Annotated in this window: 24 protein-coding genes and 3 tRNA genes; 13 read left to right on the top strand and 14 right to left on the bottom strand. The window is 66.6% G+C overall.

Annotation, left to right across the window (positions count from 1 at the left end; all coding sequences use genetic code 11):
- The first annotated feature begins 7 nt into the window (after positions 1-7).
- Entirely contained in the window at positions 8-856 is an 849-nt protein-coding gene (locus tag ACFW6D_RS17810; protein ID WP_379329395.1) for an alpha/beta hydrolase, read from the top strand.
- Positions 853-1,389, top strand: coding sequence for a TetR/AcrR family transcriptional regulator (locus tag ACFW6D_RS17815; protein ID WP_379329397.1), 537 nt, complete (start codon positions 853-855; stop codon positions 1,387-1,389). The genes ACFW6D_RS17810 and ACFW6D_RS17815 overlap by 4 nt, the downstream gene beginning before the upstream one ends.
- A 48-nt stretch (positions 1,390-1,437) precedes the next feature.
- Here ACFW6D_RS17815 and ACFW6D_RS17820 read toward each other — a convergent pair.
- Positions 1,438-1,523 (bottom strand) — tRNA-Leu (locus ACFW6D_RS17820).
- Between the two features lie 219 nt (positions 1,524-1,742).
- On the opposite strand from ACFW6D_RS17820, the gene ACFW6D_RS17825 reads away from it, so the two are divergent.
- From ACFW6D_RS17825 to ACFW6D_RS17860, 8 genes are all read left to right on the top strand, one after another.
- The gene (locus ACFW6D_RS17825; RefSeq protein ID WP_379329399.1) at positions 1,743-3,155 is read left to right on the top strand and encodes an FhaA domain-containing protein; all 1,413 of its coding nucleotides are present in this window, start codon (positions 1,743-1,745) and stop codon (positions 3,153-3,155) included.
- A gap of 168 nt (positions 3,156-3,323) precedes the next feature.
- A complete protein-coding gene (locus ACFW6D_RS17830) occupies positions 3,324-3,800 on the top strand; it encodes an FHA domain-containing protein (protein WP_379329401.1) in 477 nt (158 codons plus the stop codon).
- Entirely contained in the window at positions 3,797-5,245 is a 1,449-nt protein-coding gene (locus ACFW6D_RS17835) for a PP2C family protein-serine/threonine phosphatase (RefSeq protein WP_379329403.1), read from the top strand. Before ACFW6D_RS17830 ends, ACFW6D_RS17835 begins: the two co-directional genes overlap by 4 nt.
- Complete coding sequence (locus tag ACFW6D_RS17840) at positions 5,245-6,717, top strand: FtsW/RodA/SpoVE family cell cycle protein (protein WP_379237366.1); 1,473 nt, start codon at positions 5,245-5,247, stop codon at positions 6,715-6,717. Before ACFW6D_RS17835 ends, ACFW6D_RS17840 begins: the two co-directional genes overlap by 1 nt.
- Positions 6,714-8,180 (top strand): peptidoglycan D,D-transpeptidase FtsI family protein, encoded by a 1,467-nt coding sequence (locus ACFW6D_RS17845; protein WP_379329405.1) that lies wholly within the window; start codon positions 6,714-6,716, stop codon positions 8,178-8,180. The genes ACFW6D_RS17840 and ACFW6D_RS17845 overlap by 4 nt, the downstream gene beginning before the upstream one ends.
- A gap of 37 nt (positions 8,181-8,217) precedes the next feature.
- A complete protein-coding gene (locus tag ACFW6D_RS17850; RefSeq protein WP_379329407.1) occupies positions 8,218-9,741 on the top strand; it encodes a protein kinase in 1,524 nt (507 codons plus the stop codon).
- Positions 9,738-11,639, top strand: a complete 1,902-nt coding sequence (gene pknB, locus ACFW6D_RS17855) for a Stk1 family PASTA domain-containing Ser/Thr kinase (RefSeq protein ID WP_379329409.1) — start codon at positions 9,738-9,740, stop codon at positions 11,637-11,639. The genes ACFW6D_RS17850 and pknB overlap by 4 nt, the downstream gene beginning before the upstream one ends.
- 100 nt (positions 11,640-11,739) lie before the next feature.
- Positions 11,740-12,159 (top strand): CBS domain-containing protein, encoded by a 420-nt coding sequence (locus tag ACFW6D_RS17860; protein WP_379237358.1) that lies wholly within the window; start codon positions 11,740-11,742, stop codon positions 12,157-12,159.
- On the opposite strand, the gene ACFW6D_RS17865 is transcribed toward ACFW6D_RS17860, so the two are convergent.
- The 3 genes from ACFW6D_RS17865 to ACFW6D_RS17875 all read right to left on the bottom strand — a co-directional run bounded on the left by ACFW6D_RS17865 (position 12,156) and on the right by ACFW6D_RS17875 (position 14,097).
- Positions 12,156-12,614, bottom strand: a complete 459-nt coding sequence (locus ACFW6D_RS17865; protein ID WP_379329411.1) for a deaminase — start codon at positions 12,612-12,614, stop codon at positions 12,156-12,158. The two genes, ACFW6D_RS17860 and ACFW6D_RS17865, sit on opposite strands and share 4 nt — an antisense overlap.
- A 143-nt stretch (positions 12,615-12,757) precedes the next feature.
- Positions 12,758-13,438, bottom strand: coding sequence for a RibD family protein (locus ACFW6D_RS17870; protein WP_379329413.1), 681 nt, complete (start codon positions 13,436-13,438; stop codon positions 12,758-12,760).
- Positions 13,435-14,097, bottom strand: a complete 663-nt coding sequence (locus ACFW6D_RS17875; RefSeq protein ID WP_379329415.1) for an aminodeoxychorismate/anthranilate synthase component II — start codon at positions 14,095-14,097, stop codon at positions 13,435-13,437. Before ACFW6D_RS17875 ends, ACFW6D_RS17870 begins: the two co-directional genes overlap by 4 nt.
- Positions 14,098-14,227: 130 nt before the next feature.
- Between ACFW6D_RS17875 and crgA the strand changes: the two genes are divergently transcribed.
- A complete protein-coding gene (gene crgA, locus ACFW6D_RS17880) occupies positions 14,228-14,491 on the top strand; it encodes a cell division protein CrgA (protein WP_378910628.1) in 264 nt (87 codons plus the stop codon).
- Positions 14,492-14,574: 83 nt separating this feature from the next.
- On the top strand, positions 14,575-15,012 hold the full coding sequence (locus ACFW6D_RS17885) for a PH domain-containing protein (protein WP_379329417.1): 438 nt from the start codon (positions 14,575-14,577) through the stop codon (positions 15,010-15,012).
- Positions 15,013-15,239: 227 nt separating this feature from the next.
- Here the strand turns inward: ACFW6D_RS17885 and ACFW6D_RS17890 are convergent, their stop codons facing one another.
- Entirely contained in the window at positions 15,240-15,773 is a 534-nt protein-coding gene (locus tag ACFW6D_RS17890) for a peptidylprolyl isomerase (RefSeq protein WP_379329419.1), read from the bottom strand.
- Between the two features lie 53 nt (positions 15,774-15,826).
- Between ACFW6D_RS17890 and ACFW6D_RS17895 the strand changes: the two genes are divergently transcribed.
- Positions 15,827-15,976 (top strand): hypothetical protein, encoded by a 150-nt coding sequence (locus ACFW6D_RS17895; protein ID WP_170112099.1) that lies wholly within the window; start codon positions 15,827-15,829, stop codon positions 15,974-15,976.
- A 7-nt stretch (positions 15,977-15,983) separates the two neighbouring features.
- Here the strand turns inward: ACFW6D_RS17895 and ACFW6D_RS17900 are convergent, their stop codons facing one another.
- The 9 genes from ACFW6D_RS17900 to gyrB form a co-directional block, all read right to left on the bottom strand.
- A complete protein-coding gene (locus ACFW6D_RS17900) occupies positions 15,984-16,778 on the bottom strand; it encodes an ABC transporter permease (protein WP_379237432.1) in 795 nt (264 codons plus the stop codon).
- Positions 16,779-16,834: 56 nt separating this feature from the next.
- On the bottom strand, positions 16,835-17,836 hold the full coding sequence (locus tag ACFW6D_RS17905; RefSeq protein WP_379329421.1) for an ATP-binding cassette domain-containing protein: 1,002 nt from the start codon (positions 17,834-17,836) through the stop codon (positions 16,835-16,837).
- A 616-nt stretch (positions 17,837-18,452) separates the two neighbouring features.
- Positions 18,453-19,361 carry an acyl-CoA dehydrogenase family protein gene (locus ACFW6D_RS17910; RefSeq protein ID WP_379329423.1) on the bottom strand — a complete coding sequence of 303 codons (909 nt, stop codon included), beginning with the start codon at positions 19,359-19,361 and terminating at the stop codon, positions 18,453-18,455.
- Between the two features lie 5 nt (positions 19,362-19,366).
- Positions 19,367-19,439 (bottom strand) — tRNA-Ala (locus ACFW6D_RS17915).
- Positions 19,440-19,470: 31 nt separating this feature from the next.
- The gene (locus ACFW6D_RS17920; protein ID WP_211300361.1) at positions 19,471-19,578 is read right to left on the bottom strand and encodes a DLW-39 family protein; all 108 of its coding nucleotides are present in this window, start codon (positions 19,576-19,578) and stop codon (positions 19,471-19,473) included.
- Between the two features lie 29 nt (positions 19,579-19,607).
- Positions 19,608-19,681 (bottom strand) — tRNA-Ile (locus ACFW6D_RS17925).
- 136 nt (positions 19,682-19,817) lie between these two features.
- Positions 19,818-20,804: a DUF3566 domain-containing protein gene (locus ACFW6D_RS17930; protein ID WP_379329425.1), complete on the bottom strand. Its 987-nt coding sequence runs from the start codon at positions 20,802-20,804 to the stop codon at positions 19,818-19,820.
- Between the two features lie 42 nt (positions 20,805-20,846).
- On the bottom strand, positions 20,847-23,354 hold the full coding sequence (gene gyrA, locus ACFW6D_RS17935) for a DNA gyrase subunit A (protein ID WP_379329427.1): 2,508 nt from the start codon (positions 23,352-23,354) through the stop codon (positions 20,847-20,849).
- A gap of 57 nt (positions 23,355-23,411) precedes the next feature.
- On the bottom strand, positions 23,412-25,445 hold the full coding sequence (gene gyrB, locus ACFW6D_RS17940) for a DNA topoisomerase (ATP-hydrolyzing) subunit B (RefSeq protein ID WP_379329429.1): 2,034 nt from the start codon (positions 25,443-25,445) through the stop codon (positions 23,412-23,414).
- Between the last annotated feature and the right edge of the window lie 49 nt (positions 25,446-25,494).

A 25,494-nucleotide genomic window follows, 5' to 3' on the forward strand; every position in this document is an offset into this window, starting at 1 on the left:
TCGGAACATGGGACTTCCCGAGACATTGATCGTCCCGACTACCTACGGCGACGTCGCGGTACACCTGAGTGGTCAACCACCGGGAGAGGCACCGGGATTGCTTCTGCTGCATGCCAATCCGGGCGACCACCGCGACTTCGACGAGATCATCGCAGCGCTGGCACCGGACTGGGCGATCGCCGCGCTCGATTGGCCCGGATACGGCGACTCGACCGTGCACGACCCAGCGGCGATAACCATCGACGCGCTCGCCGAAGTCGCCGTTGAAGCCGTGGAAACGTTGGAGGGGAACGGTTTCCGCGCGTTCACGGTGATCGGCAACAGCGCGGGCGGCTACGCGGCGGTGCGTTTGGCCGAGCGTGCGCCGGAACTGGTGCGCGGGCTGGTCCTCGTACAGCCGGCAGGCTTCGCGCCGCGAAACCTGTTGACCAGGGCGTTCATTCGCGCGGTCGCCAGTCGCGCGGTCGCGGGGCGGTTCGTGGTCCCGAACGCGCGGATGTATCTGGGCCCGCTCGACCGTGGCGGGGTGCGGGCCATCTTCGAACGGGCGCGAGCGATACCCGGCGATCCGGTCCGCCTCGCCGTCTACCGCAGTCTCTGGCGCAGCTTCGACAACCCGCGATTCGACCTGCCCGCGGCCGGTCAGTTGCTGCCCGAGATTCCGGTCCAGGTGGTGTGGGGACGCAACGACCCGTCGAATCCGTGGTTCCTGAACCGTCGTGGCGTCGGCGCGGCACTGGCACACGCCACCGTGTCGGTGCTGCCCACCCGGCACGAACCGTTCGCCGAGGCCCCCGACCTGTTCCTGGAGTCCGTGCGCGAATTTCTCACCACCCGTGCTGGAATGCGGCAATGAGATCCGCCGAACCCGGGCGCCGCGCCCTCCTGAACGCGGGCAGGCAGCTTCTGGCCACCGAGAATCTGAGCAAGCTCTCGGTCAACGCGATCGCGGCCGAGGCCAATATGGCAAAGGGCAGCTTCTACCAGCACTGGCCGAGCCGCGAGGCCTACATACTCGCCCTGCACCGCGCCTTCCACGACGACCTCGACGCCCAGGTCGCCGCGGCGACCGCCGACCGACCGCCCGGCGAAGAACACCTGGCGGCCGGGATCGCCGCCTACCTCGACGGCTGTCTGGCCGCCACCGCGACCAAGGGCCTATTAGTACAGGCCAGAACCGACGCGGGCCTTGCCACCGAAGTAGCCGTCCGCAACAGCGCGGCCGCCACCCTGATCACCACCGACCTCACGGCGATGGGCTGGTCCGACGCGGCACCGGTCGCCGTCCTGTTGGTAGCGGCCATCGCGGAAACTGCACTACTCGAGCTGGACTCACAAGCCCCCCGACCGGATCTGCGGGCCGCTCTGCTCCGCATCGCCCGCCCCTGAGCCCTGAAATGACTGAAGGCCCGATCCAAGAGGATCGAGCCTTTAGTCTGGTGGGCGAAGGGGGACTTGAACCCCCACGTCCTTACGGACACTGGCACCTGAAGCCAGCGCGTCTGCCATTCCGCCACTCGCCCGAGCGACTGGAAAAATCTAACATGCCCCGCGGGCGAAAATAAAATCGATTCGCTGACCTGCGGTGATGCCGTGGATATCGGTCAGGGAACCGGGGGGCGCCGCCGGGAGTTACCCAGGTGGAGGATCGTGGATATCATGCAAGGAACGTGGTCAGGTCCGGACACGCCGTAACGAGCGTGTCGAGGAGGGCGGACACGCGCACCGAAGGGAGGGCTGTGATGGGCATCGTGTCGAGATTCGAGCGTCGCTTGCAGGGCGCCGTCGGTGACGTGTTCGCGAGGGTGTTCGGCGGCAGTGTGGTTCCCCAGGAGGTGGAGGCCGCGCTGCAGCAGGAAGCCGCAGATCAGATCCAGGATCTGGAGGGCGGGCATCGTCTCGCGCCGAACAGTTACGTGATCACGATCAACGAAACCGATCACGGCAAGCTCGATGCCGATCACGACCTGACGACCAAAGCGTTCGCCAAACACCTGCAGGATTACATCCGCGAGCAAGGCTGGCAGACCTACGGCGAAGTACACGTGGCGTTCGAGGCATCACCTACGCTGCACACCGGAATGTTCAGAGCGAGCGGCCGCGTCGACCCCGACGCCGGTCGTGGGACGGCCCCACCTCGCCCCGGACCGCCACAACGACCCGCACACCCGCAACCAGGAGCTGGCCCCATGACGCATAACTCAGGCTACGAGCCAAGCCGAGAGCCCGCGGAGTCCGATCCACGCAACCGCGGGTACGCACCGCCGCCCGCAGGCGCGGCGGGGGCTCCCTACCCGGCCGACGATTACGGCCGCGGTGGCTACGGCGCGCCCGAGGCGCAGCCCGGATACGACGCGTACGGCCAGCCCGGCGGCGAGTACCAGAACGGCTACGACCCCGCCGCCCCCGCCCAGCAGGGCTACGGCCAGCAGGCCGGGTACGGCGCCGCGCCCGCGTACGGCGAGCCCGGTTACGACCAGCAGGGCGGCTACGGCCAGCAGGCCTACAGTCAGCAGGGCGGCTACGGCGCGCAGCCCGGTTACGCCGAGCCCGGTTACGACCAGCAGGGCGGCTACGGCCAGCAGGGCTACGCCGAACCGCAGCAGGGCTACGGCCAGCAGGCCGGTTACGGCCAGCAGGGCTACGCCGAACCCGGTTACGACCAGCAGGGCGGCTACGGCCAGCAGGGCTACGCCGAACCGCAGCAGCAGGGCTACGGCCAGCAGGGTTACGGCGCGCAGCCCGGTTACGCCGAGCCCGCCTACGGCCAGGAGGAGCAGGGCGGCTACGCCCAGCCCGCCCCGCAGGGCTACGGCCAGCAGGGTTACGGCCAGCAGGGCGCGGGCTACGGCGCCTCCGCCCAGTCGAGCTACTCGGCCACCCTGCAGCTCGACGACGGCAGCGGCCGCACCTACGCGCTGCGCGAGGGTTCCAACATCATCGGCCGCGGCCAGGACGCCCACTTCCGGTTACCCGACACGGGTGTCTCGCGTCGTCATATCGAGGTGCGCTGGGACGGCCAGACGGCCATGCTCTCGGACCTCGGTTCCACCAACGGAACGCTCGTCAACGGTTCCCCCGTGCAGGATTGGCAGCTCGCCGACGGCGACGTCATCCGGGCCGGACATTCCGAGATCCTGATCCGGATCGTCTGATCCCGTAAGCTGCGCGGTGCACGTCTAGAGTCGACGCTGTCGGCTCTATGATGCTGCCATTACACGCACGGTCCCGACCTCGGGGCCCGCAAGCCAGCACGCTGGTGGGGGTGGTTCGCCCCGCACCTGCCGTACCGACGTACCCGGGCGAACAGGAGGTGGAACGCCGTGCAGGGATTGATCCTGCAATTGACCCGCGCGGGATTCCTGCTGCTGCTCTGGTTGTTCGTCTGGGCCGTTCTGCGGACCTTGCGCAGCGATATCTACGCGGCATCCGGCATACGGATACAGCCGAGGGCAGCTCGCGGTTCCCGCGGGTCCATCGGTCTGCCCTCCTTCAGCCGAAGCCAGAAGGGCGCCAAGTATCTAGTGGTGACTCATGGTTCACTCGCCGGCACTCGGATCACCCTCGGCACGCAACCGGTTCTCATCGGACGCGCCGACGATTCGACGCTGGTACTCACCGACGACTACGCCTCGACCAGGCACGCGCGACTGTCTCAGCGTGGTGACGACTGGTACGTGGAAGACCTCGGTTCCACCAACGGCACTTATCTCGACCGCGCGAAAGTCACCACCGCCGTCCGCGTTCCGCTCGGTACTCCTGTCCGGGTCGGCAAAACAGTGATCGAGCTGCGATCGTGACTCTTGTTCTGCGCTACACCGCGCGAAGCGACCGCGGACTCGTCCGGGGCAACAACGAAGATTCGGTCTACGCGGGCGCACGCCTGTTAGCGCTGGCCGACGGCATGGGTGGGCACGCCGCCGGAGAAGTGGCCTCGCAGTTGATGATCGCCGCGCTGGCGCATCTCGACGACGACGAGCCCGGCGACGACATCCTCGGAAAGCTCGACCACGCCACGCATTCGGGCAACGCGGCCATCGCCGACCATGTCGAGGCCGAACCCGAACTCGACGGCATGGGTACCACGCTCACCGCCATCCTGTTCGCGGGCCGCAAGCTCGGCCTCGTCCACATCGGTGACTCGCGGGCGTACATGCTGCGCGACGGCGAACTGACCCAGATCACCCGCGATGACACGTTCGTGCAGTCGCTGGTCGACGAGGGCCGGATCACCGCCGAGCAGGCGCACACCCACCCGCAGCGTTCGCTGATCATGCGCGCCCTCACCGGCAACGAGATCGAGCCGACGCTGATCATGCGCGAAGCCCGCGCCGGTGACCGGTATCTGCTGTGCTCCGACGGACTCTCCGACGTGGTGAGCGACGAGACCATCGGCAACACCATGCGCGAGGGCAACACCGACGAGTGCGCCGACCGGCTCATCGAATTGGCTTTGCGCTCGGGCGGTCCCGACAACGTGACCGTCGTGGTCGCCGATGTGATCGACCTCGACTACGGCCAGAGCCACCCGATCCTCGCCGGTGCCGCCTCCACCGAGGAGGAGGAAGACGCCCCGCCGCCGAACACCGCCGCCGGGCGCGCCGCCGCCATGCGTCCGCCGCGCGCGCAACCGCGCCGGGCCGCCGCCACCCCGCCGCCGGTGGAGACCAAGTCGCACAAGCTGCGCTGGCTGTTGCTGTCGCTGGCGTTGATCGCCGCGGTCGCCATCGGACTCGTGGTGGGCTACAAGATGATTCGCAGCAACTACTACGTGGGCGCCGACGACGACAGGGTGGTCGTGATGCGCGGTCTGCCCGGTTCGATCCTCGGCTACTCCATCCACGATGTGGAACTCACGGGCTGTGTGAACAACAAGGGCGAGCTCACGCTGCTCGAAGCGGGTAAGTCCGGGCCCAGTGGTTGCAAGACGCTGATGGTCAGTGACCTGAAGCAGACCGGGCGCGACCAGGTGCAGAAGAGCCTGCCGCCGGATTCGCTGGACAAGGCGCGCGGCAGCATGAAAGTGCTGGCGCGCGACGAACTCCTACCGGTGTGCGCGAAGAAGGAATCGGTGCCACAGCCCGGTGTGCTGCCGCCCGAGCAGACCCAGGTGCCCCCCGGCGGTGTGCCGACGCCCGGCCCTGATCAGCCCGCGACACCGACCACCACCCCGGCTCCGGCCACCACGACCGCACCCCCGACAACCCCGCAGATCTCAGGGGCGGACTGCCGGGTGACGGACTGATGTCCGCACCGCCATCACCGTCGGCTGGGGCGTTCCCCAGTCCCCCTGGCGGCTTCGCGCCGGCGCCACCGCCGTCGACGCGACGCAACCAGGAGTTGCTGTTGCTGGCGGGCGCGGCGGGTATCACGACGGTGTCGTTGTTCATCGTCGAGGCGAGCCAGGAACAGTCGATCACCACCGACATCGCCAAGTACGGGGTGGCGTTCCTCGCGCTGTTCGGCATCGCTCATCTCGCGGTGCGCCGGTTCGCGCCGTTCGCGGACCCGCTCCTACTACCGATCGTGGCGCTGCTCAACGGTTTGGGGCTGGTGCTGATCCACCGGCTCGATCTCGCGGACGCGCAGAAGGCGGCGTACGACGCCACCGCGATCCCCTCCCCCGACGCCAACCAGCAGGTCATGTGGACCGGCCTGGGCATCGTGGTGTTCATCACCCTGCTCATCGTCTTGCGGGACTACCGCACGCTGGCGCGCTACACCTACACACTAGGCCTGGTCGGCCTGGTCGCGCTGGCGATTCCGGCACTGTTGCCGAGCCGGTTCTCCGAAGTCAACGGCGCCAAGATCTGGATCCGGCTGCCCGGATTCAGCATGCAGCCGGGCGAATTCGCGAAGATCCTGCTGATCGTCTTCTTCGCGGGCGTGCTGGTGGCCAAGCGTGACCTGTTCACCGCGGCGGGCAAGCATTTCCTCGGCATGGAGTGGCCGCGACCGCGCGATATGGGCCCGGTCCTGATCGTGTGGGTCGTCTGCATCGGCGTGCTCGTGCTCGAAAAGGACCTCGGCACTTCGCTGCTCATCTTCGGCACGGTGCTGGTGATGATCTACATCGCCACCGAGCGGGTGGGCTGGCTGATCATCGGCGGCGGACTGCTCACGCTCGGCTTCGTATTCGCCTATCAGCTGTTCGGACACGTGCGCGTGCGCGTGGACACCTGGCTGCACCCGTTCGACGACTACAACAACACCGGGTATCAGATCTCGCAGTCGATGTTCGGTTTCGCCACCGGCGGGCTCGCTGGCACGGGGCTGGGCAGCGGACGGCCCCAGCAGGTGCCCTTCGCCAAGACCGACTTCATCGTCACCACCATCGGCGAGGAACTGGGCCTGATCGGGCTCACCGCCGTGCTGATGCTGTTCTTGATCTTCATCGTCCGCGGGCTGCGCACCGCACTGGCCGTGCGTGACAGCTTCGGCAAGTTGCTCGCTGCCGGCCTCTCCTTCACCATCGCGATCCAGATCTTCGTAGTCGTCGGCGGTGTCACCAAACTGATTCCCCTCACCGGTCTGACCACGCCGTTCATCTCCTACGGCGGCTCGTCGCTGCTGGCGAACTACGCGCTGCTCGGGCTGCTGATCAAGATCTCCGATGCGGCCCGCGCACCGGCACCGACCCGTAAGCGCGCGCCCGCCCCGATCGCCGACGCGGCCACGGAACTGGTGCGCAGGCCGGAAAGCAGGGTGAGCGAATGAACACGCCTCTGCGTCGCGTCGCCGTCGCCGTCATGGTGATGGTGGTGGCGTTGCTCGTGAACGCGACCTACCTGCAGGTGGTCAAGGCCGACGATCTGCGCAGCGATCCGCGCAACGTGCGGGTGCTGCTCGACGAGTACTCGCGCCAGCGCGGTCAGATCTCCGCGGGCGGCAGCGTGCTCGCCGGTTCGGTCGCGACCGACGACCGGTACAAGTACCTGCGCCAATACCCTTCGCTGCCACCGGCTTACGCGCCGATCACCGGCTTCTACTCGATGCAGTACGGCAAGACCGGGCTGGAGCTGGCCGAGGATCCGCTGCTGTCGGGCAATGACTCCAGCCTGTTCGGCCGTCGGCTCATCGACATGTTCTCCGGACGCGATCCGCGCGGTGCCAACGTGCTCACCACGCTGAATCCGATCATGCAGCAGGTCGCCTACGAGCAGATGACGTCGAAGGGCTACACCGGTGCCGTGGTGGCGATCGAGCCGAGCACCGGCAAGATCTTGACCATGGTCTCCACGCCGAGTTACGACCCCAACGAGCTGTCGGGCCACGACGGCGCGGCGGGGCGGGCTGCCTGGGAGCGGCTGAGCACCGATGACACTCAGCCGATGCTCAATCGCGCTGTCTCGCAGACCTATCCGCCAGGGTCGACGTTCAAGACCATCGTCACCGCGGCCGCGCTGTCGAACGGTCTCGCCGGCGTCGACACCCAGTTCACCGCGGCGCCCAACATCACCCTGCCCGGCACCAGCACCACGCTGGAGAACTACAACGGCAGCACCTGCGGCGACCAGCCGACGGCCAGCCTCTACGAAGCGTTCCGTCGTTCGTGCAACACCGCGTTCGTCGAACTGGGCGTGAAGGTCGGCGCGGCCAAGCTCAAGGACGAAGCCGCCGCGTTCGGCATCGGCCCGCACCGCGGGGTGCCGATCCCGGTGGCCGAGTCGACCGTGGGACCGATCCCGGACAACGCCGCACTCGGCCAGTCGAGCATCGGCCAGCGCGATGTGTCGGTGACCCCCCTGGACATCGCGGTGGTCGCCTCGACCATCGCCAACGGCGGCACCAGGATGCAGCCGTACCTGGTCGACCAGACCCAGGCGCCCGATCTGTCCGAACTCAGCAAGTCCGAGCCGGTCAGCGTCGGACAGGCCGTGACGCCGCAGGTAGCGTCGACATTGAAGGATCTGATGGTCGCCTCGGAGGCCAACACCGCGGGCGGTGGACGCTCGTCGTACCAGATCGCGTCCAAGACCGGAACCGCCGAACACGGCAGTAATCCCCGTAACACCCCGCCCCACGCCTGGTATATGGCCTTCGCGCCCGCGCAGAACCCGAAGATCGCCATCGCGGTGATCGTCGAGAACGGCGGCGACAGGCAGTTGGCTGCCACCGGAGGCTCGGTGGCAGCACCGATCGCCAGGTCTGTGCTCGACGCGGGCCTGGCAGGGGGCTGAACGAAATGAGTGTGCGAGTGACAACACGGGGGCCCCGATGCTGAACAACGGTGCTTTGATCGCCGATCGCTACCGCCTGCAGCGGCTCATCGCCACCGGCGGTATGGGTCAGGTGTGGGAGGCGATGGACACCCGGCTCGACCGCCGGGTAGCGGTCAAGGTCCTCAAGACCGAGTTCTCCGCCGACCCGACCTTCCGTGCGCGGTTCCGGGTGGAAGCGCGCACCACCGCGCAGCTCAACGCCCCTGGGATCGCGGGCATCTACGACTACGGCGAGACCGCCGACCCGTCGGGCGGCGAGACCGCGTACCTGGTGATGGAGCTCGTGCAGGGCGAACCGCTCAACGCGGTGCTCAACCGGATGGGCAGGCTCTCGGTCGTCCAGGGTCTGGACATGCTCGAGCAGACCGGGCGCGCACTCGAGGTCGCGCACGCGGCCGGTGTGGTGCACCGCGACGTGAAGCCGGGCAACATCCTGGTCACGCCGACGGGTCAGGTGAAGATCACCGACTTCGGCATCGCCAAGGCCGTCGACGCCTCACCGGTGACCAAGACCGGCATGGTGATGGGCACCGCCCAGTACATCGCGCCCGAACAGGCCGTCGGCGAGGACGCCACCGCGGCCTCGGACGTGTACGCACTCGGCATCGTCGGCTACGAAGCACTGGCCGGCGTCCGCCCATTCACCGGTGAGGGCGCGATCACCGTCGCGATGAAGCACGTGCGCGACGCGCCGCCGCCGATGCCCGACGACCTGCCCGCGAACGTGCACGAACTGATCGCCATCACGATGGCCAAGGACCCGCTGCAGCGCTACGCCAGCGGTGGCGAGTTCGCCGACGCCGTCGCCGCCGTGCGCGCCGGGCACATGCCGCCGCTCCCCAGTGGCGCCACCGGTTCGTCGATGACCGGCGCGACCAGGGTGCTTCCGCCCGGGCCGACCGTGGCGATCCCCGCCGCCGCGGCAGCCCAGGACTACGACGGCGCGACCATGCGCTTCGGCCATCAGCCCGGCGGTCCGGTCGGTCCGCCGACCGGTGGCTACAGCGGCCCGGCCACCCAGGCGTCCGCGCCGACGCCGGTCCCGGCGAGCAACGCCAAGAACAACCAGAAGTGGCTGATCGCGCTCGGCGTCGGCGCACTCGCGCTCGGCGGCATCGTGCTGTGGGTGCTGTTCGGCGGTGAGCCGAACCGGGGTTCGACCACCACGACCACGACGGTGCAGACCACCAGGCCGCTGCCCCCGCCGGTGACCACCACTCGTCCGGTGCCGCCGCCGGTGACCTCCGAGGAACCGCCGGTCACGACGCAGCCGCCGCGTCCGACGACGACCACCGAGCCGCCGACCACCACGACCGAACCCCCGGTGACCACGACGACACCGCCGGAAACCACCACCAAGCCCAAGCCGACGACGACGCCGCCCAAGACCACCAAACCGCCGGTCACGACGGAACCGGCCGCGGGCACCACCACCGCGGGTCGCCCTCGGCTGCCCACCTTCGACCTGCCGTTTCCCAACAGCGACACGGTCCTGGGCCCGACAATAGGACAACCATGACGACCCCGAAGAATCTCTCCTCGCGGTACGAGCTTGGCGAGATCATCGGGTTCGGCGGCATGTCGGAGGTGCACCGCGCCCGCGACGTGCGGCTGTCCCGCGACGTGGCGATCAAGGTACTGCGGGCCGATCTGGCCCGCGATCCCACGTTCTACCTGCGGTTCAAGCGCGAAGCCCAGAACGCGGCCGCACTGAACCACCCGGCGATCGTCGCCGTCTACGACACCGGTGAGGCCACCGTCGACGGCGGCCCGCTGCCCTACATCGTCATGGAGTACGTCGAGGGCGACACCCTGCGCGACATCGTTCGCGGCAAGGGCCCGCTCGCGCCGCGCAAGGCGATGGAAGTCGTGGCCGACGTGTGCGCCGCGCTCGATTTCAGCCACAAGGCCGGGATCGTGCACCGCGACATGAAGCCGGCCAACATCATGATCAACCGCGCCGGTGCGGTGAAGGTGATGGACTTCGGCATCGCCCGCGCGATCGCCGACAGCGCCAACCCGATGACACAGACCGCCGCGGTGATCGGCACCGCCCAGTACCTCTCACCCGAGCAGGCGCGCGGCGAAACCGTCGACGCGCGCTCGGATGTGTACTCCGTCGGCTGTGTGCTGTTCGAGATCCTCACCGGGCAGCCGCCGTTCACCGGCGACTCCCCGGTCGCGGTCGCCTACCAGCATGTGAAGGAAGACCCGCCGCTGCCGTCGTCGGTCAATCCCGGCGTGCCGCGCGAGCTCGATTCGGTGATCCTCAAGGCGATGGCCAAGAACCCGGCCAACCGGTACCAGACGGCCGCGGAGATGCGCGCCGACCTGATCCGGGTGCTCGGCGGGCAGAAGCCGAGCGCGCCGATGGTGATGAACGACGAAGACCGCGGCGACTACGACTATGACGACGACCCCGGACCACACCACTTTCACGACCGCCGCGACGACACTTCCGAACACCCCGCTGTGGGGCCCGCCGGTGAGGAACGCAACCGCACCGGGTTGATCGCGCTCGGTCTGGCGGCCGCGCTGGCGGTGGCGTTCGGGCTGTTCTGGGTGCTGGTCGGGCCCGGTAGCAAGCCCGATCAGGTGGCGGTTCCCGACCTGTCCGGCAAAACCTCCGAGCAGGCGCAGACCGCGCTGAGGCAGGCCGGTTTCTATGTGGCCGTCCAGGAGAAGCCGGACGGCAAAGTGGCGCCGGGCAATGTGATCGCGACCCAGCCGCTCGGAGGTTCGCGCATCGACGAGGGCAGCACCGTGACCGTGCAGGTGTCGACCGGGCCGACACAGGTGGAGTTGCCGCGACTACTCGGCATGAGTCAGGCCGATGCCGAACGACAGCTGAATTCGATCGGGCTGCAACTCGATCCGAATGTCGCGCGCAAGCCGTCGAGTACCACCGACATCGACAAGGTGATCGCGCAGGAACCGAGCGCGGGCGTGCGGGTCGACATCGACCAGTTGATCGTTCTCACCATCGGCGGCGGGCCCGAACAGGTGCGCGTGCCGAGCGTGGTGGGCCAGGACATCTCCATCGCACAGCCGAATCTGGTCGATTCCGCCGGGTTCACGGTCGAGATCAAGGAGATCAGATCCCCGCTGCCCAAGGGCCAGGTGCTCGCCACCAACCCGGCAGGCGGCACCAACGCGGAGAAGGGCTCGACCATCACGGTCCATGTCTCCTCCGGTGACCGGATCACCGTCCCCGATCTGACCGGGCTCACGCCGGTGCAGGCCCAGGAGAAGCTCAGAGCCGAGGGCTGGACGGGTCAGCTCAGCCAGACCACGGTGATCACGCTCGACGGCAATGCCTCGGGCAAGGTCGTCGGGCAGAACCCGGCGGCCGGTTCGACGGTGGTATTCAACGGCAATGTGGTGCTGCACGTAGGAGCTTCGCCGATCCCGCGCTGAGGTCTCGATTGGATGGCGAACGCGCCTGCCGCTGGTCTGCGGGCGCAGAATAGGGCTGCTTCATCCCACCCAGCTTTGCTGACCGAGGAGGTAGCCCTTTATGACCACAGCCAGGGACATCATGAAGCCCGGTGCGCAGTGGATCACCCGCGGTGACACCGTCGCGACCGCGGCCACGGCGATGGCCGATCTCGGTGTCGGCTCGATCGTCGTCGCCGATGACGACGAGCGCATGTGCGGCATCATCACCGACCGCGACATCGTGGTGAAGTGCGTCGCGCTCGGTCTTTCCCCAGATCTGACGACGGCGGCGGAACTGTGCGAGGCGACCCCGCGGTGGGTCAGCGCGGACGCCGATGTCGAAGACGTGCTCGATCAGATGGAGTCGCACCGGGTGAAGCGGATGCCGGTGATCGAGGACAAGCGCCTCGTAGGGATGATCAGCGAAGCCGATCTGGCCCGGCACCTCGACGACAATCAGCTCGGGGAGTTCGTGACCGCCATCTACGGGCGGCCTTAACTCAGGTCCAGGTGGTTGTTCATCGACATGGCCTCGGCGGCCAGGTCGGTGAGCTCCACCACTCGCACGCCGTTGGTGCGGAGTTTGTCCACACCCTCGCAGGCGGCGACGAACAGACTCGGCTCTCGCCAGGCGATCACCACGGTGGGGATGCCCGCGGCCAGGATGCGGTCGGTGCACGGCAGCCGGGTCGCGGTGGCGCGGGTGGAGCACGGTTCGAGAGTGCTGTAGATCGTCGCCCTGGTCAGGCGGGGGTCTGCGGGGTCGAGCTTGTTCAGTGCGGCCTCTTCGGCGTGCACCTTCTCGTCGGTTTCGCGGGAGAAGCCGGTGGCGATCTCCGCGCCGTCGGCGACGATGACGGCCCCCACCGAATAGGCCGTCGGGCTGGGGGGACAGTTCCTGGCGAGTTCTATCGCCCTGTGCATGAACCGGTGGTCGGTGTCGTCGTGGCTCATGGTTTCCCCTGTGGTCAGCGAGTTATCCACAACCCCGGCGTGATGTGGAATCGGTCATGTTCAGGTGTGGAGCAAAGTTGTCCGCAAACTGTGAACAACAGGATTTTCCCAGGTCAATGCGGTGATTTTGTTCGCGGTACCAGTTAGTTTCGGTGGTCGGGATCAGGGCTGACCAGGTAGTTCAGCACAGCTACATCCCCAAGTTGTTCCACACCCGCCAGGTGCATCCTGCGACCTGTGCCACCTGGGAACTCGGCCGGTCCGACAAAGCGCGGCGCCGCCGGGTCGCCGACCAGAATCGGGGCGATCGCCAGGCGGATCTCGTCGACCAGGTCGGCAGCGAGGAAACCGGTGTGCATGCCGGTGCCGCCTTCGACCATGAGCCTGTGGATACCGCGCTTGTCGAGGTCGTCGACGAGGGCTGTGAGCGTGAGCCGCTCTCCGAGACTGATCACCTCGGCGAGTCCGTTCAGCCGGTCGGCCAGCTTCGCGGCGCCCGCGTCGGAGGTGTAGACGAGCCTTTCGCCGCCGGTGTGCCAGAAGCGCAGATGCGGATCGAGATCGCCGGAATCGGTCACGGTCACCTTCACCGGATACTCCGGCTTGCCCGCCGACACCCGCGCGGCGCGTCGCTCGGCACTGTTCACCAGCAACCGCGGATTGTCGGAGCGCAAGGTCTGCGCACCGATCAGGATGGCATCGGACTCGGCACGGATCTGGTCGACCCGATCGAAGTCGGCGGCGTTCGACAACAGGAGTCGCTGCGCACTCGCGTCATCGATGTACCCGTCGAGACTCGTGGCAACAGAGAGCAGAACTCTCATTTGGTCACCAGCGCGGCAACCTCCGCCTCGAGCGCGCAGACGAGTGCTTCCGACGGCCGTTCGCCGCAGACCTCGAGCCAGTTGGCGAGCATCCGGTGACCGCCCTGGGTGAGCACCGACTCCGGGTGGAACTGCACGCCGTGGATGGGCAGGGTGCGGTGACGCATGGCCATCACGATGCCGCTCTCGGTGTGGCCGACGACGACCAGTTCCTCGGGCATGGTTTCCGGGAGAACCGTCAGGGAGTGGTAGCGGGTGGCGGTGAACGGGTCGGGCAGCCCGGCCAGCACACCGGAACCGAGATGGAACACCTCGCTGGTCTTCCCGTGTAGCAGTTCGGGCGCCCGGTCGACGGTGCCGCCGAACGCCTCGCCGATCGCCTGATGCCCGAGGCACACGCCGAGCAACGGCTTGTTGTGCTTCGCGGCCGCGTGCACGAGCGGAATGCTCGCGCCCGCCCGATCCGGGCTGCCGGGGCCGGGGCTCACCAATACGCCGTCGAAGGTGCCGCCTTCGTCACCGACGGTGAGCAGGGTGTCCAGATCATCCAGGCGGGCGTCGTCATTGCGCCACACCACGACATCGACCCCGAGCTGGCCGAGGTACTGCACCAGGTTGAAGACGAAGCTGTCGTAGTTGTCGACGACCAATACACGCATGCGTAGAGGGTATCTGGCTATCCAGTGGGTCGTCGCATCCATTACGTCGTGACATACCTGGTGCGATACGTCATGAGATCCCTGGTGGGATAGCCTGGTTAATAACCTGTACTCCGAATTCGAGGACGTCATGCCCAAGTCCAAGGTCCGCAAGAAGGCCGACTACACCCCGAGCCCCGCCAGCCGCACGCCGGTGAAGGTGAAAGCGGGCCCGTCGCCGGTCTGGTACGTCGCGATCATGCTGGGCTTCATGCTCGCCGGCCTGGTGTGGCTGATCGTCTACTACCTGGCCGCAGAGCACATCGGCTTCATGAACGACCTGAACGCGTGGAACTTTCTGATCGGGTTCGGCCTGATGGTCGTCGGCCTGATCATGACCATGCGCTGGCGCTGATCGCGCGGATTACACGCGTGTTATTCATGCACACCTGTGGATAACCCTGTGCACAACTCGAGGATAGAGGGGCGAACCACCACGTGAACGACGCACAACCCGTCTCGTGGTCGACCCCTGTCGCGGGCCTGCTCGCCGTCACCGGCGGCGGATTACTGCTGGTCGTGGTCGCAATCCTGGCTCAGGACGGGCCGAGCAGGCTGCTCGTCGGCCTCGCCGCGGTCGCCGTACTGGCAATGGCCGCGCTCGGTATCCGCCAGCGCCCCCGACTGACCATGATCCCCGGCTCCGCGCCGCGCCTGGTGGTCGGCACACTCACCGGCTCTCAGGAATACCCCCTGGACCGGATCGACCGGATCCGGATGGTGTCCTACCGCCGCATCGGCCGCAAAACCGCGATGCTCGAGGTAGACGTCCGCCACGACGACACCGAACGCCTCCTGATCTTCGGCCGCTGGGACCTGGGCACCAACCCCCACGACGTCTACGACACGTTGGTGGTCAACGGCTTTGTCGCGTAACACCCTGTGTTCTCGGCGCGCCTCCACCGATGGACTGACCGAAGGGTCCCGGTTAGAGCTGACTCGTCACTCCTGCGACGAAGGAGTGCCCGTAGGGAGGGAAGAGGTGGAGTTCAGCGCCGAGAACCGCGGCGCCAGCCGCCAATAACACAGCGTTGTTTCACGTGAAGCAATAGAGAACTCCCCGCCGCGATCATCTGCGACGGGGAGTTTTTTCTGAGCTGTGATCAGTCGATCGTCACGCCCGAGATGATCACGGGCTCGGCGGGACGATCATTGCGATCGGTCTTCACCGAGGCGATCGCGTCGACCACCTTGCGCGAATCGGGGTCGACCACCTCGCCGAAGATCGAGTGCTTGCGGTTGAGGTGTGGCTGCGCGCCGACGGTGATGAAGAACTGTGAACCATTGGTGGCGGTGCCCGCCCCCGCGTTGGCCATCGCGAGCAGATAGCCGCGGTCGAAGCGCAGATCCGGGTGGAACTCGTCGGCGAACTCGAAGCCCGGCCCACCACGGCCGGTGCCGGTCGGGTCGCCGCCCTGGATCATGAACCCCGGGATGATCCGGTGGAAGACGGCGCCGTCGTAGAACGGGCCACTGTCCGTACCGCCGGCGTTGACGGTGGAGTACGGCGCGGTGCCGTCGGCGAGCCCGACGAAGTTGCGCACCGTCTTCGGGGCGTGGTTGCCGAAAAGCGCGATCCTGATATCGCCGTGGTTGGTGTGCAGAGTTGCCACGGCCGTCTGGTTGGGTGAGGTCACGGGAGTTATGGTGCCACGCGGCACGGCTGAATCGGTTGTGCCACAGTGGTGGAATGAAGCTTCGTAATCCGCTGCTCGCGTCGATCGCACTCGCCGGGGCGGGCGCCCTGGCTTACCTGGCCCGCGCCAAGCGCCCACAACTGCCCGAACCGGCCGCCGAGCCGCCGCGGCTGGGATATTCACGCAACGGCTCGGCGCACTAGGTTCGGTCTAGCGGCTGACCGACTTCTTGTACTGGATCTGAGCCAGCGGAACGAACACGATCAGGATCACCACGATCCAGATCAGCGAGGTCGTCACCGGATTCTGCATCGACCAGGCGTCCGAGGTGGGCGCCAGTGGTGAGGTGTTGCCGAACAGGTCACGGACTGCCTGGGTGACCGCCGACATCGGGTTCCACTCGGCGAACACCCGCAGCGGACCCGGCAGATCGTTGATCGGCACGAACGCGTTGGACAGGAACGTGAGCGGGAAGATCACCATGAAGCTGGCGTTGTTGAACACCTCCGGTGCCCGGACCAGCAGGCCGACCACCGCCATCATCCACGACAGCGCGTACGCGAACAGCAGCATCAGCGCGTAGGCGAGCACCGCGTCGAGGAACGACCCGCGGATGCGCCAGCCGACGATCAGACCGGTCAGCGACATCACCACCAGGCTGACGATGTTGATCACCACATCGCTGATCGTGCGCCCGACCAGCACCGCCGACGACGCCATCGGCAGGGACCGGAACCGGTCGATGATGCCCTTCTGCATGTCCTCGGCCAGGCCCGCGCCGGTGAACGAGGCACCGAACACCACGGTCTGGACGAAGATGCCCGCGATCAGGTATTCGCGGTAGCCGCCTTCCATGCCAGGGACCTTGATCGCCGAGCCGAAGACGTAGGCGAACATCAGCACGAACATGATCGGCGACATCGTGGTGAAGATCAGCACGTCGGGCACACGCTTGATCTTGATGACATTGCGTTTGGCGATGGTGATGCTGTCGCTCACGACCATCGACAGTCGCTCACCGAGCGGGAGCTGCTCCACCCCGTGCTTGTCCAGCGTGACGGTCATCGGTTCTTTCCTTCCGCGGCGCCAACGGTCTGTGCCTCTGGTTCGCCGTTGACGAGTTCTTCGGCCTCGTGCCCGGTGAGCGTCAGGAAGACGTCGTCGAGCGAGGGTCTGCGCAGGGCGACGTCGTTGATGGTCACCTTGTGCTCGGTGAGCTTGCCGATGGCGGCGACGAGGTCCTGTGACCCGTCGGCGACCGGCACGGTGAGCTTGCGCAGGCCGGGTTCGACGTGGATCTCACCGTCGGCCAGCCCGCCGAGCACCTGCTGGGCGACAGCCAGTTGATCGACGGCGCCGACGGTGAGTTCGATCCGGTCGCCGCCGACGAGCGCCTTGAGTTCGTCGGCGGTGCCGCGCGCGATCACCTTGCCGTGGTCGATCACCGCGATCGAATCAGCGAGCCGGTCCGCTTCTTCCATGTACTGGGTGGTGAGCAGCAGCGTGGTGCCGCCTGCGACCAGCTCCTCGATGACGTCCCACAGGTCGAGCCGGGCCCGCGGGTCGAGGCCCGTGGTCGGCTCGTCGAGGAACAGCACCGGCGGATTGGCCACCAGGGCGCCCGCGAGGTCGAGACGTCTGCGCATGCCGCCGGAGTAGCCCTTCACGGGCCGGTCGGCGGCGTCGCTGAGCCGGAAGCGGTCGAGTAGTTCGCGCGCCCGCTCCTTACTGCGCTGGGTGCCGAGATGGTAGAGCCTGCCGACCATTTCGAGGTTCTCGAAGCCGGTGAGGTACTCGTCGACCGCGGAATACTGGCCGGAAGCGCCGATGCGTGAGCGCAGGGCCTGTGGATCGTTGAGTACGTCGATACCCGCGACGGTGGCGGTTCCCTCATCGGGCACGAGCAGTGTGGTGAGTACGCGAACAGTCGTGGTCTTGCCCGCGCCGTTGGGGCCGAGCAGCGCGGTGACGGTACCTTCCGGAACGGAGAGATCGAGGCCGTCCAGGGCGACGAGCTTCCCATACCGTTTGACCAGCCCCTCGGCGACGATTGCGTCGGGCATGATTCTCCTGAAGTCGTGGTTGGCGATCCTTTTGCCCCAGTATTGCCCTACCCACCGACAAGTCGCATCCCCAATTCCGGCGCGCCCGTCGAACAGATGTACATCTGTGTTCGACATGCCGACGTGATGCGACACGCGGCGAATCGGACTGATTTTCTGTCTCTCCACACGAACAAGAGCACCTTTTCGTTGTGCTTCCGCCACCCGCGAGACGAGAACAGGTTCACCGGCTTTTCCCCGTAAAACCTTGCGTACCAGGCGATTCCACGCGCCGTAAGGCAACTGACGGGTACCCGGCTCGAATACCCGGCGATCACTACGCCCCGAACCACCGCCGACACCCGCGTCAACGGCCGAAAAAACTCGCAAACTCGCCCGGTGCGCGTACACCAATTCCGTGTGTATCGCGTAGGATCGTTCAGGTCGGCCCCTCCCCCCCGGGCCGACCCTACGCGGGCCTCGGCTAACTCCCCCCCTTCGCCGAGGCCCGCTCCCCATTTTCCGGCAAGGTCGCAGCTCGGCAGATCGCCTGACGCGCACCACCTACGCCGAGCGTCACCACCGGACACGTTCCGGCGATCCCACGGCAACCAGGGATATCGGCGCCTGTCGGCGATCAGGCCAGCGCCCGCCACGCGGTCGCCAGCCGGGCCGCCCGCACCTTGCCCGCCACCTCGAGCAGCGGCACGTCACGCTCCCACCGCTTCCTGACCTCCGGGTCCACCAGTGCCCACAGCGGCTCGAGTTCGGTGCGCAGCGCCGTCAGCCGATCGAAGACACCGCCGAGCGCGATATGTACACCCGGCGAGCTCGGGTCCTGCGCCCCGATCCCACGGACCGCCGCAAACAACGCCAGGAGCTGTTCTACGGGCCCAGCGGGCCACTGCGCTAGCCGGGCAACCCGGACGAGCTGACCGAGCACAGCGGCCACCACATGCAGGTCCTCCACCGTCCGGAAGGGCTTCAGATAGTCCGCGTAGCCGTCGCCGGGCAGTACTTCGCCCGGTGCGGCATCGAAAGTGACCTCAGCGTGCGGGATTTCGGGTGCGAACGGCAGCGTGGGCAACGGCGTCACCGTGACGGCGGCCCCGGCGGGTACCAGCACGGCGCGCAGCATCGGCCTACCGTCGTCGCGGGTGCCCGATCGGGCGATCACCAGAAATCGATCGGCGAACGCACCGAGCGTGGCGAAGGATTTGGTGCCGTTGACGACGCCGTCCGAAGAGACCGCGGTGGTCATCGTGGACGGCCGCCCACCGGCGGCCTCGGTCGCGCACATCGAGGAGAGTTCGGCGGGATCGAGCGAGGCCACCAACGCGTGCAGCGCTTCCTGATATCCACCGAGAAACGCGGGACCGGTACCGGCACTGTCGAATCCGGCGATTGCGGCCCGGTCGATGGAGCTCGCGAAATCATGAGACCGTTCGCGATGACACGCCCAGTCCGCCGCGAAATCGGCCGAAACGGAGTCAGCCGGTGCGGCGGTGAGGAGAAAATCGAAGCCCGAAGGATTTACAGAATTCACAGATGTGGAGCCTAGGGGAATCGAACCCCTAACCCCTGCCTTGCAAAGGCAGTGCTCTGCCAATTGAGCTAAGGCCCCTTACTGGTCACTTGACCAGTTGGCAACCGAATCAGCGGGTGGTGACCTCGCGCCAGAGGTCTGCGTCGTCGCGCTTGCGAAATTTGCTGACACCGATGAGAACTGCGATCACAACACCGACCATGAGGACAATCTTCATGATTCCCACCCTACTGTGCTGTTCGGGAGTGGGCCTAGGAGGACTTGAACCTCCGACCTCTTCGTTATCAGCGAAGCGCTCTAACCGCCTGAGCTATAGGCCCGAACTCATTGTCGATCCCCTGCGTGAGCAGTGAACCGCAACGAGAAACGAGGTTACCTTACCTGGCTACCGATAACCAAAACGGCCGGTCAGACCCAGTTTCCTGGACTGACCGGCCGCACCGGAAAACCGAACTTCTAGTCGGGATCGGCCAGGGTTACCTGGATGCCGCCGACCAGATCACAGCACTGGTTGTAGATGAACACGCCGACCGTGGCCAGCGCGGTGAACAACACCACGTTGATCAGGCCGATCACGCCCGCGTACCCGAACACCGTGCCCGCATCGATCAGGCTGCCCGAACTGCCCTCCTGGTTGAGCATCTCGCCGAGCGAGTTGTCCAGGTTGTCCCAGACGCCCATCCCGGCCAGCACGATGTAGAGCAGGCCAACGGCCAGCATCCACACGAAGAACAGCGCCACACTGATCACCAGCGTGATCTTCAGGGTCGACCAGGGGTCGATCCGGCGGATCTGCACCGTCGCGCGCAGCGGTTCACCCGACGCGGCGGCCGCGATGGCCACCGGCACCGCGGGCGACACCGTGCCCGCGGCGGCCGCACGGGCGCTGGGCCCCATGGGACGCTGCGGCTGTGGCGCCATCGGCAGCCCAGGAGGGGCCACCGGTGCCTCGGGTGCCGGGTGACGCACGTCGGACAGGTCGGGCATGTCCTTGACCAGTTCCGGTCGCGCGATGGAGCGGGTCGGCCCGTCGATACCGACGGACTTCACCATCGCCGCTTCCTTGCGGGCCGCCTTGGCCGCCAGGTCCGCGGTGGTGCGGGCGTTGGACGCGCCGCTGCCCTTGAGCCCGCCCGAAGACGCGCCGCCCGCGGGCTTACTGCCCGAGGCCGGCCGTCCCTGACTCGGCGATTCGCCGGGCCGGTACAGGTTCGACTGCGGTTCGCGCTGCGGGAGCTGAGCCCACCCGTCCTGGTAGGGCGAGGATTTACTGCCCTTACCGTCGAACGAATCTGTCCCGGCCGCACCGGATTCCGGCGCCGCGCCCTCGGCCGGACCGTCCTGGCGTTGGATCGGTCGCGGCGGGATCGGAGACGTGGCGATCCGCTCGGTGACGCCGTTGGTCTGGTTCCGATCGTCGTTCGACTGATTCGGTGTGGTCAATGGAATCCTCAGATCCGTTCGTTGCCGCCGCTATTTGGTGTGTTACTCCGAAGCCACGTCGCCGAGGAGCTGATCGGGATCGGGCTCGTCGGCGTTGCGCGCGATCGCTAGCAAGGTATCGCCATCCGCGAGGTTCATCAATCGCACGCCCTTGGTCTGGCGTCCTGCCTTGCGAACCTGCTTGGCTGCGGTGCGGATGACGCCACCACTGGAAGTGATCGCGTACAACTCGTCCTCGTCGTCGACGATGAGCGCACCTACCAGGCTGCCACGCTTCGGATCGTATTGGATTGTCAATACGCCTTTTCCGCCACGACCCTGCGCGGTGTACTCCTCGATCGCGGTCCGCTTGGCATACCCGCCTGCGGTCGCGACCAGCAGATATGTGCCCAGACGCACCACGTTGAGCGAGAGCAGCTCGTCGTCGGTGTTGAATCGCATTCCCTGCACACCGGAGGTGGCGCGACCCATCGGACGCAGTGCCTCGTCGGTCGCGGCGAACCGGATCGACTGACCCTTCGCCGAGACCAGGAGCAGGTCATCGTCGGACGAGCACAGCACCGCGCCGACCAATTCGTCGTCGTCGCGCAGGTTCACCGCGACGATGCCGCCGGACCGGTTGGAGTCGAAATCGGTGAGTTTCGACTTCTTCACCAAACCCGCGCGTGTCGCGAGCACCAGGTACGGGGCGTCCTCGTAGGTCTTGAGCTGGATGATCTGGGCGATCTTCTCATCCGGCTGGAAGGCCAGCAGGTTGGCCACGTGCTGACCACGCGCGGTCCGGTTCGCCTCGGGCAGCTCGTAGGCCTTCACCCGGTAGACGCGGCCCTTGTTGGTGAAGAACAGCAGCCAGTCGTGCGTGGACGAGATGAAGAAGTGCTTGACGATGTCGTCCTGCTTGAGGCCCGCGCCCATCACGCCCTTGCCGCCGCGCTTCTGCGAACGGTAGAGGTCGGTCTTGGTGCGCTTGGCGTAGCCGGTCTCGGTGATCGTCACGACCACGTCCTCGCGGGCGATCAGATCCTCGTCGTTGACGTCACCGTCGGCGGCGATGATCCGGGTCCGGCGGTCGTCGCCGTACTTCTCGACGATCTCGGCCAGCTCGTCGCGCACGATCGCGCGCTGGCGCTCCGGCTTCTCCAGGATGTCTTTGTAATCGGCGATCTCGATCTCGATCTTGGCCAGATCGTCGACGATCTTCTGCCGCTCCAACGCCGACAGGCGTCGCAGCTGCATGTCCAAAATCGCGGTCGACTGGATCTCGTCGATGTCGAGCAGCTGCATCAGGCCGGTGCGCGCGGTGTCGGTGTTGGCCGCGCGCCGGATCAGCGCGATGACCTCGTCGAGCATGTCCAGGGCCTTGACCAGGCCGCGCAGGATGTGGGCCCGCTCCTCGGCCTTGCGCAGCAGGTAGCGGGTGCGCCGCACGATGACCTCGAGCTGGTGATTCACGTAGTAGCGAATCATCTGGTCGAGACGCAGGGTGCGCGGGACGCCGTCGACGATCGAGAGCATATTGGCGCCGAAGCTGGTCTGCAGCTGGGTGTGCTTGTAGAGGTTGTTCAGCACCACCTTTGCCACCGCGTCACGCTTGACCGTGACCACGATGCGCATGCCCACACGGTCCGACGACTCGTCGTGGATATCGGAGATACCCGCGATCTTCGCGTCCTTCACCTGCTCGGCGATGGAGTTGACGAAGTTGTCGGTGTTGACCTGGTAGGGCAGCTCGGTGATGACGATCGTGGTGCGGCCACGCGCGTCTTCCTCGATCTCCACCACACCGCGCATGCGGATGGAACCGCGGCCGGTGGTGTAGGCGTCGTGGATGCCCTGGCCGCCCACGATCAGGCCGTGGGTCGGGAAGTCGGGGCCCTTGACCCGTTCCATGCAGGCGGCGAGGGTGGATTCCTCGTCGGCCTCGTAGTTCTCCAACGCCCAGTAGATGGCATCGGCCAGCTCGTTGAGGTTGTGCGGCGGGATGTTGGTCGCCATGCCGACCGCGATGCCGTTGGAGCCATTCATCAACAGCGCGGGCACGCGGGCGGGCAGCACGGTCGGCTCCTGCGAGCGACCGTCGTAGTTCGGGACGAAATCGACCGTTTCGGAGTCGATATCGCGCAGCATCTCCATCGCGAGCGGCGTCAGGCGGCACTCGGTGTATCGCATGGCGGCCGCGCCGTCGTTGCCCCGGGAACCGAAGTTGCCCTGGCCGTCGACCAGCGGATAGCGCAACGACCAGGGCTGGGCCATGCGCACGAGGGTGTCGTAGATCGACGAGTCGCCGTGCGGGTGGTAGTTACCCATGGTCTCGGCGACCGGACGCGCGGACTTCACATAGCCGCGGTCGGGGCGGTAGCCGTTGTCGTACATCGCGTAGAGCACGCGCCGGTGCACCGGCTTGAGGCCGTCACGCACATCGGGCAGCGCGCGGCCCACGATCACGCTCATCGCGTAGTCGATGTAGCTGTTCTGCATTTCGGTCTGGATGTCGACCGGTTCGGTCCGGTCGCCCGCACCGCCGGACGGGGGCAGCGTGGTCTCAGTCATCAAATCTCCTTCGAGGGGCCGATATGCGAGCGGGCGCGCCCGAAAGCGCTGCGCCGCTTACACATCGAGGAAACGGACGTCCTTGGCATTGCGGGTGATGAAACTGCGACGCGCTTCCACGTCCTCGCCCATCAGCACGGAGAACAACTCGTCGGCCGCGGCCGCGTCGTCGAGCGTCACCTGACGAAGCACCCGAACCGCGGGGTCCATCGTGGTTTCCCACAGCTCCTTGGCGTTCATCTCGCCCAGACCCTTGTAGCGCTGGATCCCGTCGTCCTTGTTGATCTTCTTGCCCGCGGCCAGCCCGGCCTCGACCAGCGCGTCGCGCTCACGGTCGGAGTAGGCGAACTCGGGATCGGAACGCATCCACTTGAGCTTGTACAGCGGCGGCTGGGCCAGGTACACGTGACCGTGCTCGACCAGCGGACGCATGAAGCGGAACAGCAGCGTGAGCAGCAGCGTCGCGATGTGCTGACCGTCCACGTCGGCGTCGGCCATCAGGATGATCTTGTTGTAGCGCAGCTTGGCGATATCGAACTCGTCGTGGATACCGGTGCCGAACGCGGTGATGATCGACTGGACCTCGTTGTTCTTGAGGACGCGGTCGATGCGGGCCTTCTCGACGTTGATGATCTTGCCGCGCAGCGGCAGGATCGCCTGGTACATCGAGTCGCGGCCCGACTTCGCCGAACCACCGGCGGAGTCACCCTCGACGATGTAGATCTCGCACTTGCCCGGATCCTTGGAGCGGCAGTCGGCCAGCTTGCCCGGCAGCCCGCCCAGGTCGGTGGCCGACTTGCGCCGCACCAGCTCACGCGCCTTACGGGCGGCCATCCGGGCCTGCGCCGAGGACACCGCCTTCTGCACGATGGTCTTCGCGTCGGCCGGGTTGGCCTCGAACCAGTGCTGCAGGTGCTCGTTGCAGGCACGCTGCACGAACGACTTCACCTCGGTGTTGCCGAGCTTGGTCTTGGTCTGGCCCTCGAACTGCGGCTCGCCGACCTTGACGCTCACGATGGCGGCCAGGCCCTCGCGGATGTCGTCACCGGTGAGGTTGCCGTCTTTCTCCTTGAGGAGCTTCTTCTCCTTGGCGTACTTGTTGACCACCGTGGTGAGCGCCGCGCGGAAACCCTCTTCGTGGGTGCCGCCCTCGTGGGTGTTGATCGTGTTGGCGAAGGTGTGGACCGACTCGGAGTAACCCGAGTTCCACTGCATCGCGACCTCGAGCTCGTGGCCGGTGCCCTTCACGGTGTAGCCGACGACCGAGTTGTGGATGGCCGACTTGGTGCGGTTGATGTGGCGGACGAAGTCCACCAGACCGCCCGGGTAGTGATAGGTGCGGGTCTTCACCTTGTGCTCGACCGCTTCCGCGGCGACGACCTCGGCGTCCTTGGGCGCCTCGGCGACCTCACTGACCACCTCGTCGGTGACATCGCCCTCGGCGACGCGCTCGTCGGTGAACTTGATGGTGAGGCCCTTGTTCAGGAAGGCCATCTCCTGCAGACGCCGCGCGACCGTTTCGAAGTTGTAGTTCGTGGTCTCGAAGATCTCCGGATCGGCCCAGAACCGCACCGTGGTGCCGGTGGCCTTGGTCGGCTCGCCCTGCACCAGCTTGCCGGGCTTGGCGTCCTTGTAGGTCTGGCTCCAGTGGTAGCCGTCGGTGTTGACCTCCACCTCGACCTTGGTCGAGAGAGCGTTCACCACCGAGATACCGACACCGTGCAGACCACCGGACACCGCGTAGGAGTCGGAGTCGAACTTGCCGCCCGCGTGCAGCTGGGTCATGACGACCTCGATCGTCGGCACACCCTGGGCGTGCATCGCGACCGGGATGCCACGACCGTCGTCGATCACCTCGACGCCGCCGTCGGCGAGCAGGGTCACCTCGACCTTGCTGGCGTAGCCGGCCATCGCCTCGTCGACCGAGTTGTCCACAACCTCCCAGATGAGGTGGTGCAGACCGCGTTCACCGGTGGAACCGATGTACATGCCAGGGCGCTTGCGCACCGCCTCGAGACCTTCGAGGACCGTGATGGAAGAGGCACCGTAGCCTGAATCTTTGCCCGATGCGTTGGAGTCGTTGGCAGCCACTTGTCGGTAGCTCTCCTTACTTGCTGATCCCTGGCACAGCGATCCGGGC

This window comes from Nocardia sp. NPDC058705, assembly GCF_042749305.1.
Classification (GTDB): domain Bacteria; phylum Actinomycetota; class Actinomycetes; order Mycobacteriales; family Mycobacteriaceae; genus Nocardia.

Excerpts from the sequence above, each read along its gene's own strand:
- ACFW6D_RS17810 (WP_379329395.1), top strand. The coding sequence starts at position 8 with ATGGGACTTCCCGAGACATTGATCGTCCCGACTACCTACGGCGACGTC.
- ACFW6D_RS17815 (WP_379329397.1), top strand. The coding sequence starts at position 853 with ATGAGATCCGCCGAACCCGGGCGCCGCGCCCTCCTGAACGCGGGCAGG.
- ACFW6D_RS17825 (WP_379329399.1), top strand. The coding sequence starts at position 1,743 with ATGGGCATCGTGTCGAGATTCGAGCGTCGCTTGCAGGGCGCCGTCGGT.
- ACFW6D_RS17840 (WP_379237366.1), top strand. The coding sequence starts at position 5,245 with ATGTCCGCACCGCCATCACCGTCGGCTGGGGCGTTCCCCAGTCCCCCT.
- ACFW6D_RS17845 (WP_379329405.1), top strand. The coding sequence starts at position 6,714 with ATGAACACGCCTCTGCGTCGCGTCGCCGTCGCCGTCATGGTGATGGTG.
- ACFW6D_RS17850 (WP_379329407.1), top strand. The coding sequence starts at position 8,218 with ATGCTGAACAACGGTGCTTTGATCGCCGATCGCTACCGCCTGCAGCGG.
- pknB (WP_379329409.1), top strand. The coding sequence starts at position 9,738 with ATGACGACCCCGAAGAATCTCTCCTCGCGGTACGAGCTTGGCGAGATC.
- ACFW6D_RS17860 (WP_379237358.1), top strand. The coding sequence starts at position 11,740 with ATGACCACAGCCAGGGACATCATGAAGCCCGGTGCGCAGTGGATCACC.
- ACFW6D_RS17865 (WP_379329411.1), bottom strand. The coding sequence starts at position 12,614 with ATGAGCCACGACGACACCGACCACCGGTTCATGCACAGGGCGATAGAA.
- ACFW6D_RS17870 (WP_379329413.1), bottom strand. The coding sequence starts at position 13,438 with ATGAGAGTTCTGCTCTCTGTTGCCACGAGTCTCGACGGGTACATCGAT.
- ACFW6D_RS17875 (WP_379329415.1), bottom strand. The coding sequence starts at position 14,097 with ATGCGTGTATTGGTCGTCGACAACTACGACAGCTTCGTCTTCAACCTG.
- crgA (WP_378910628.1), top strand. The coding sequence starts at position 14,228 with ATGCCCAAGTCCAAGGTCCGCAAGAAGGCCGACTACACCCCGAGCCCC.
- ACFW6D_RS17895 (WP_170112099.1), top strand. The coding sequence starts at position 15,827 with ATGAAGCTTCGTAATCCGCTGCTCGCGTCGATCGCACTCGCCGGGGCG.
- ACFW6D_RS17900 (WP_379237432.1), bottom strand. The coding sequence starts at position 16,778 with ATGGTCGTGAGCGACAGCATCACCATCGCCAAACGCAATGTCATCAAG.
- ACFW6D_RS17905 (WP_379329421.1), bottom strand. The coding sequence starts at position 17,836 with ATGCCCGACGCAATCGTCGCCGAGGGGCTGGTCAAACGGTATGGGAAG.
- ACFW6D_RS17920 (WP_211300361.1), bottom strand. The coding sequence starts at position 19,578 with ATGAAGATTGTCCTCATGGTCGGTGTTGTGATCGCAGTTCTCATCGGT.
- gyrA (WP_379329427.1), bottom strand. The coding sequence starts at position 23,354 with ATGACTGAGACCACGCTGCCCCCGTCCGGCGGTGCGGGCGACCGGACC.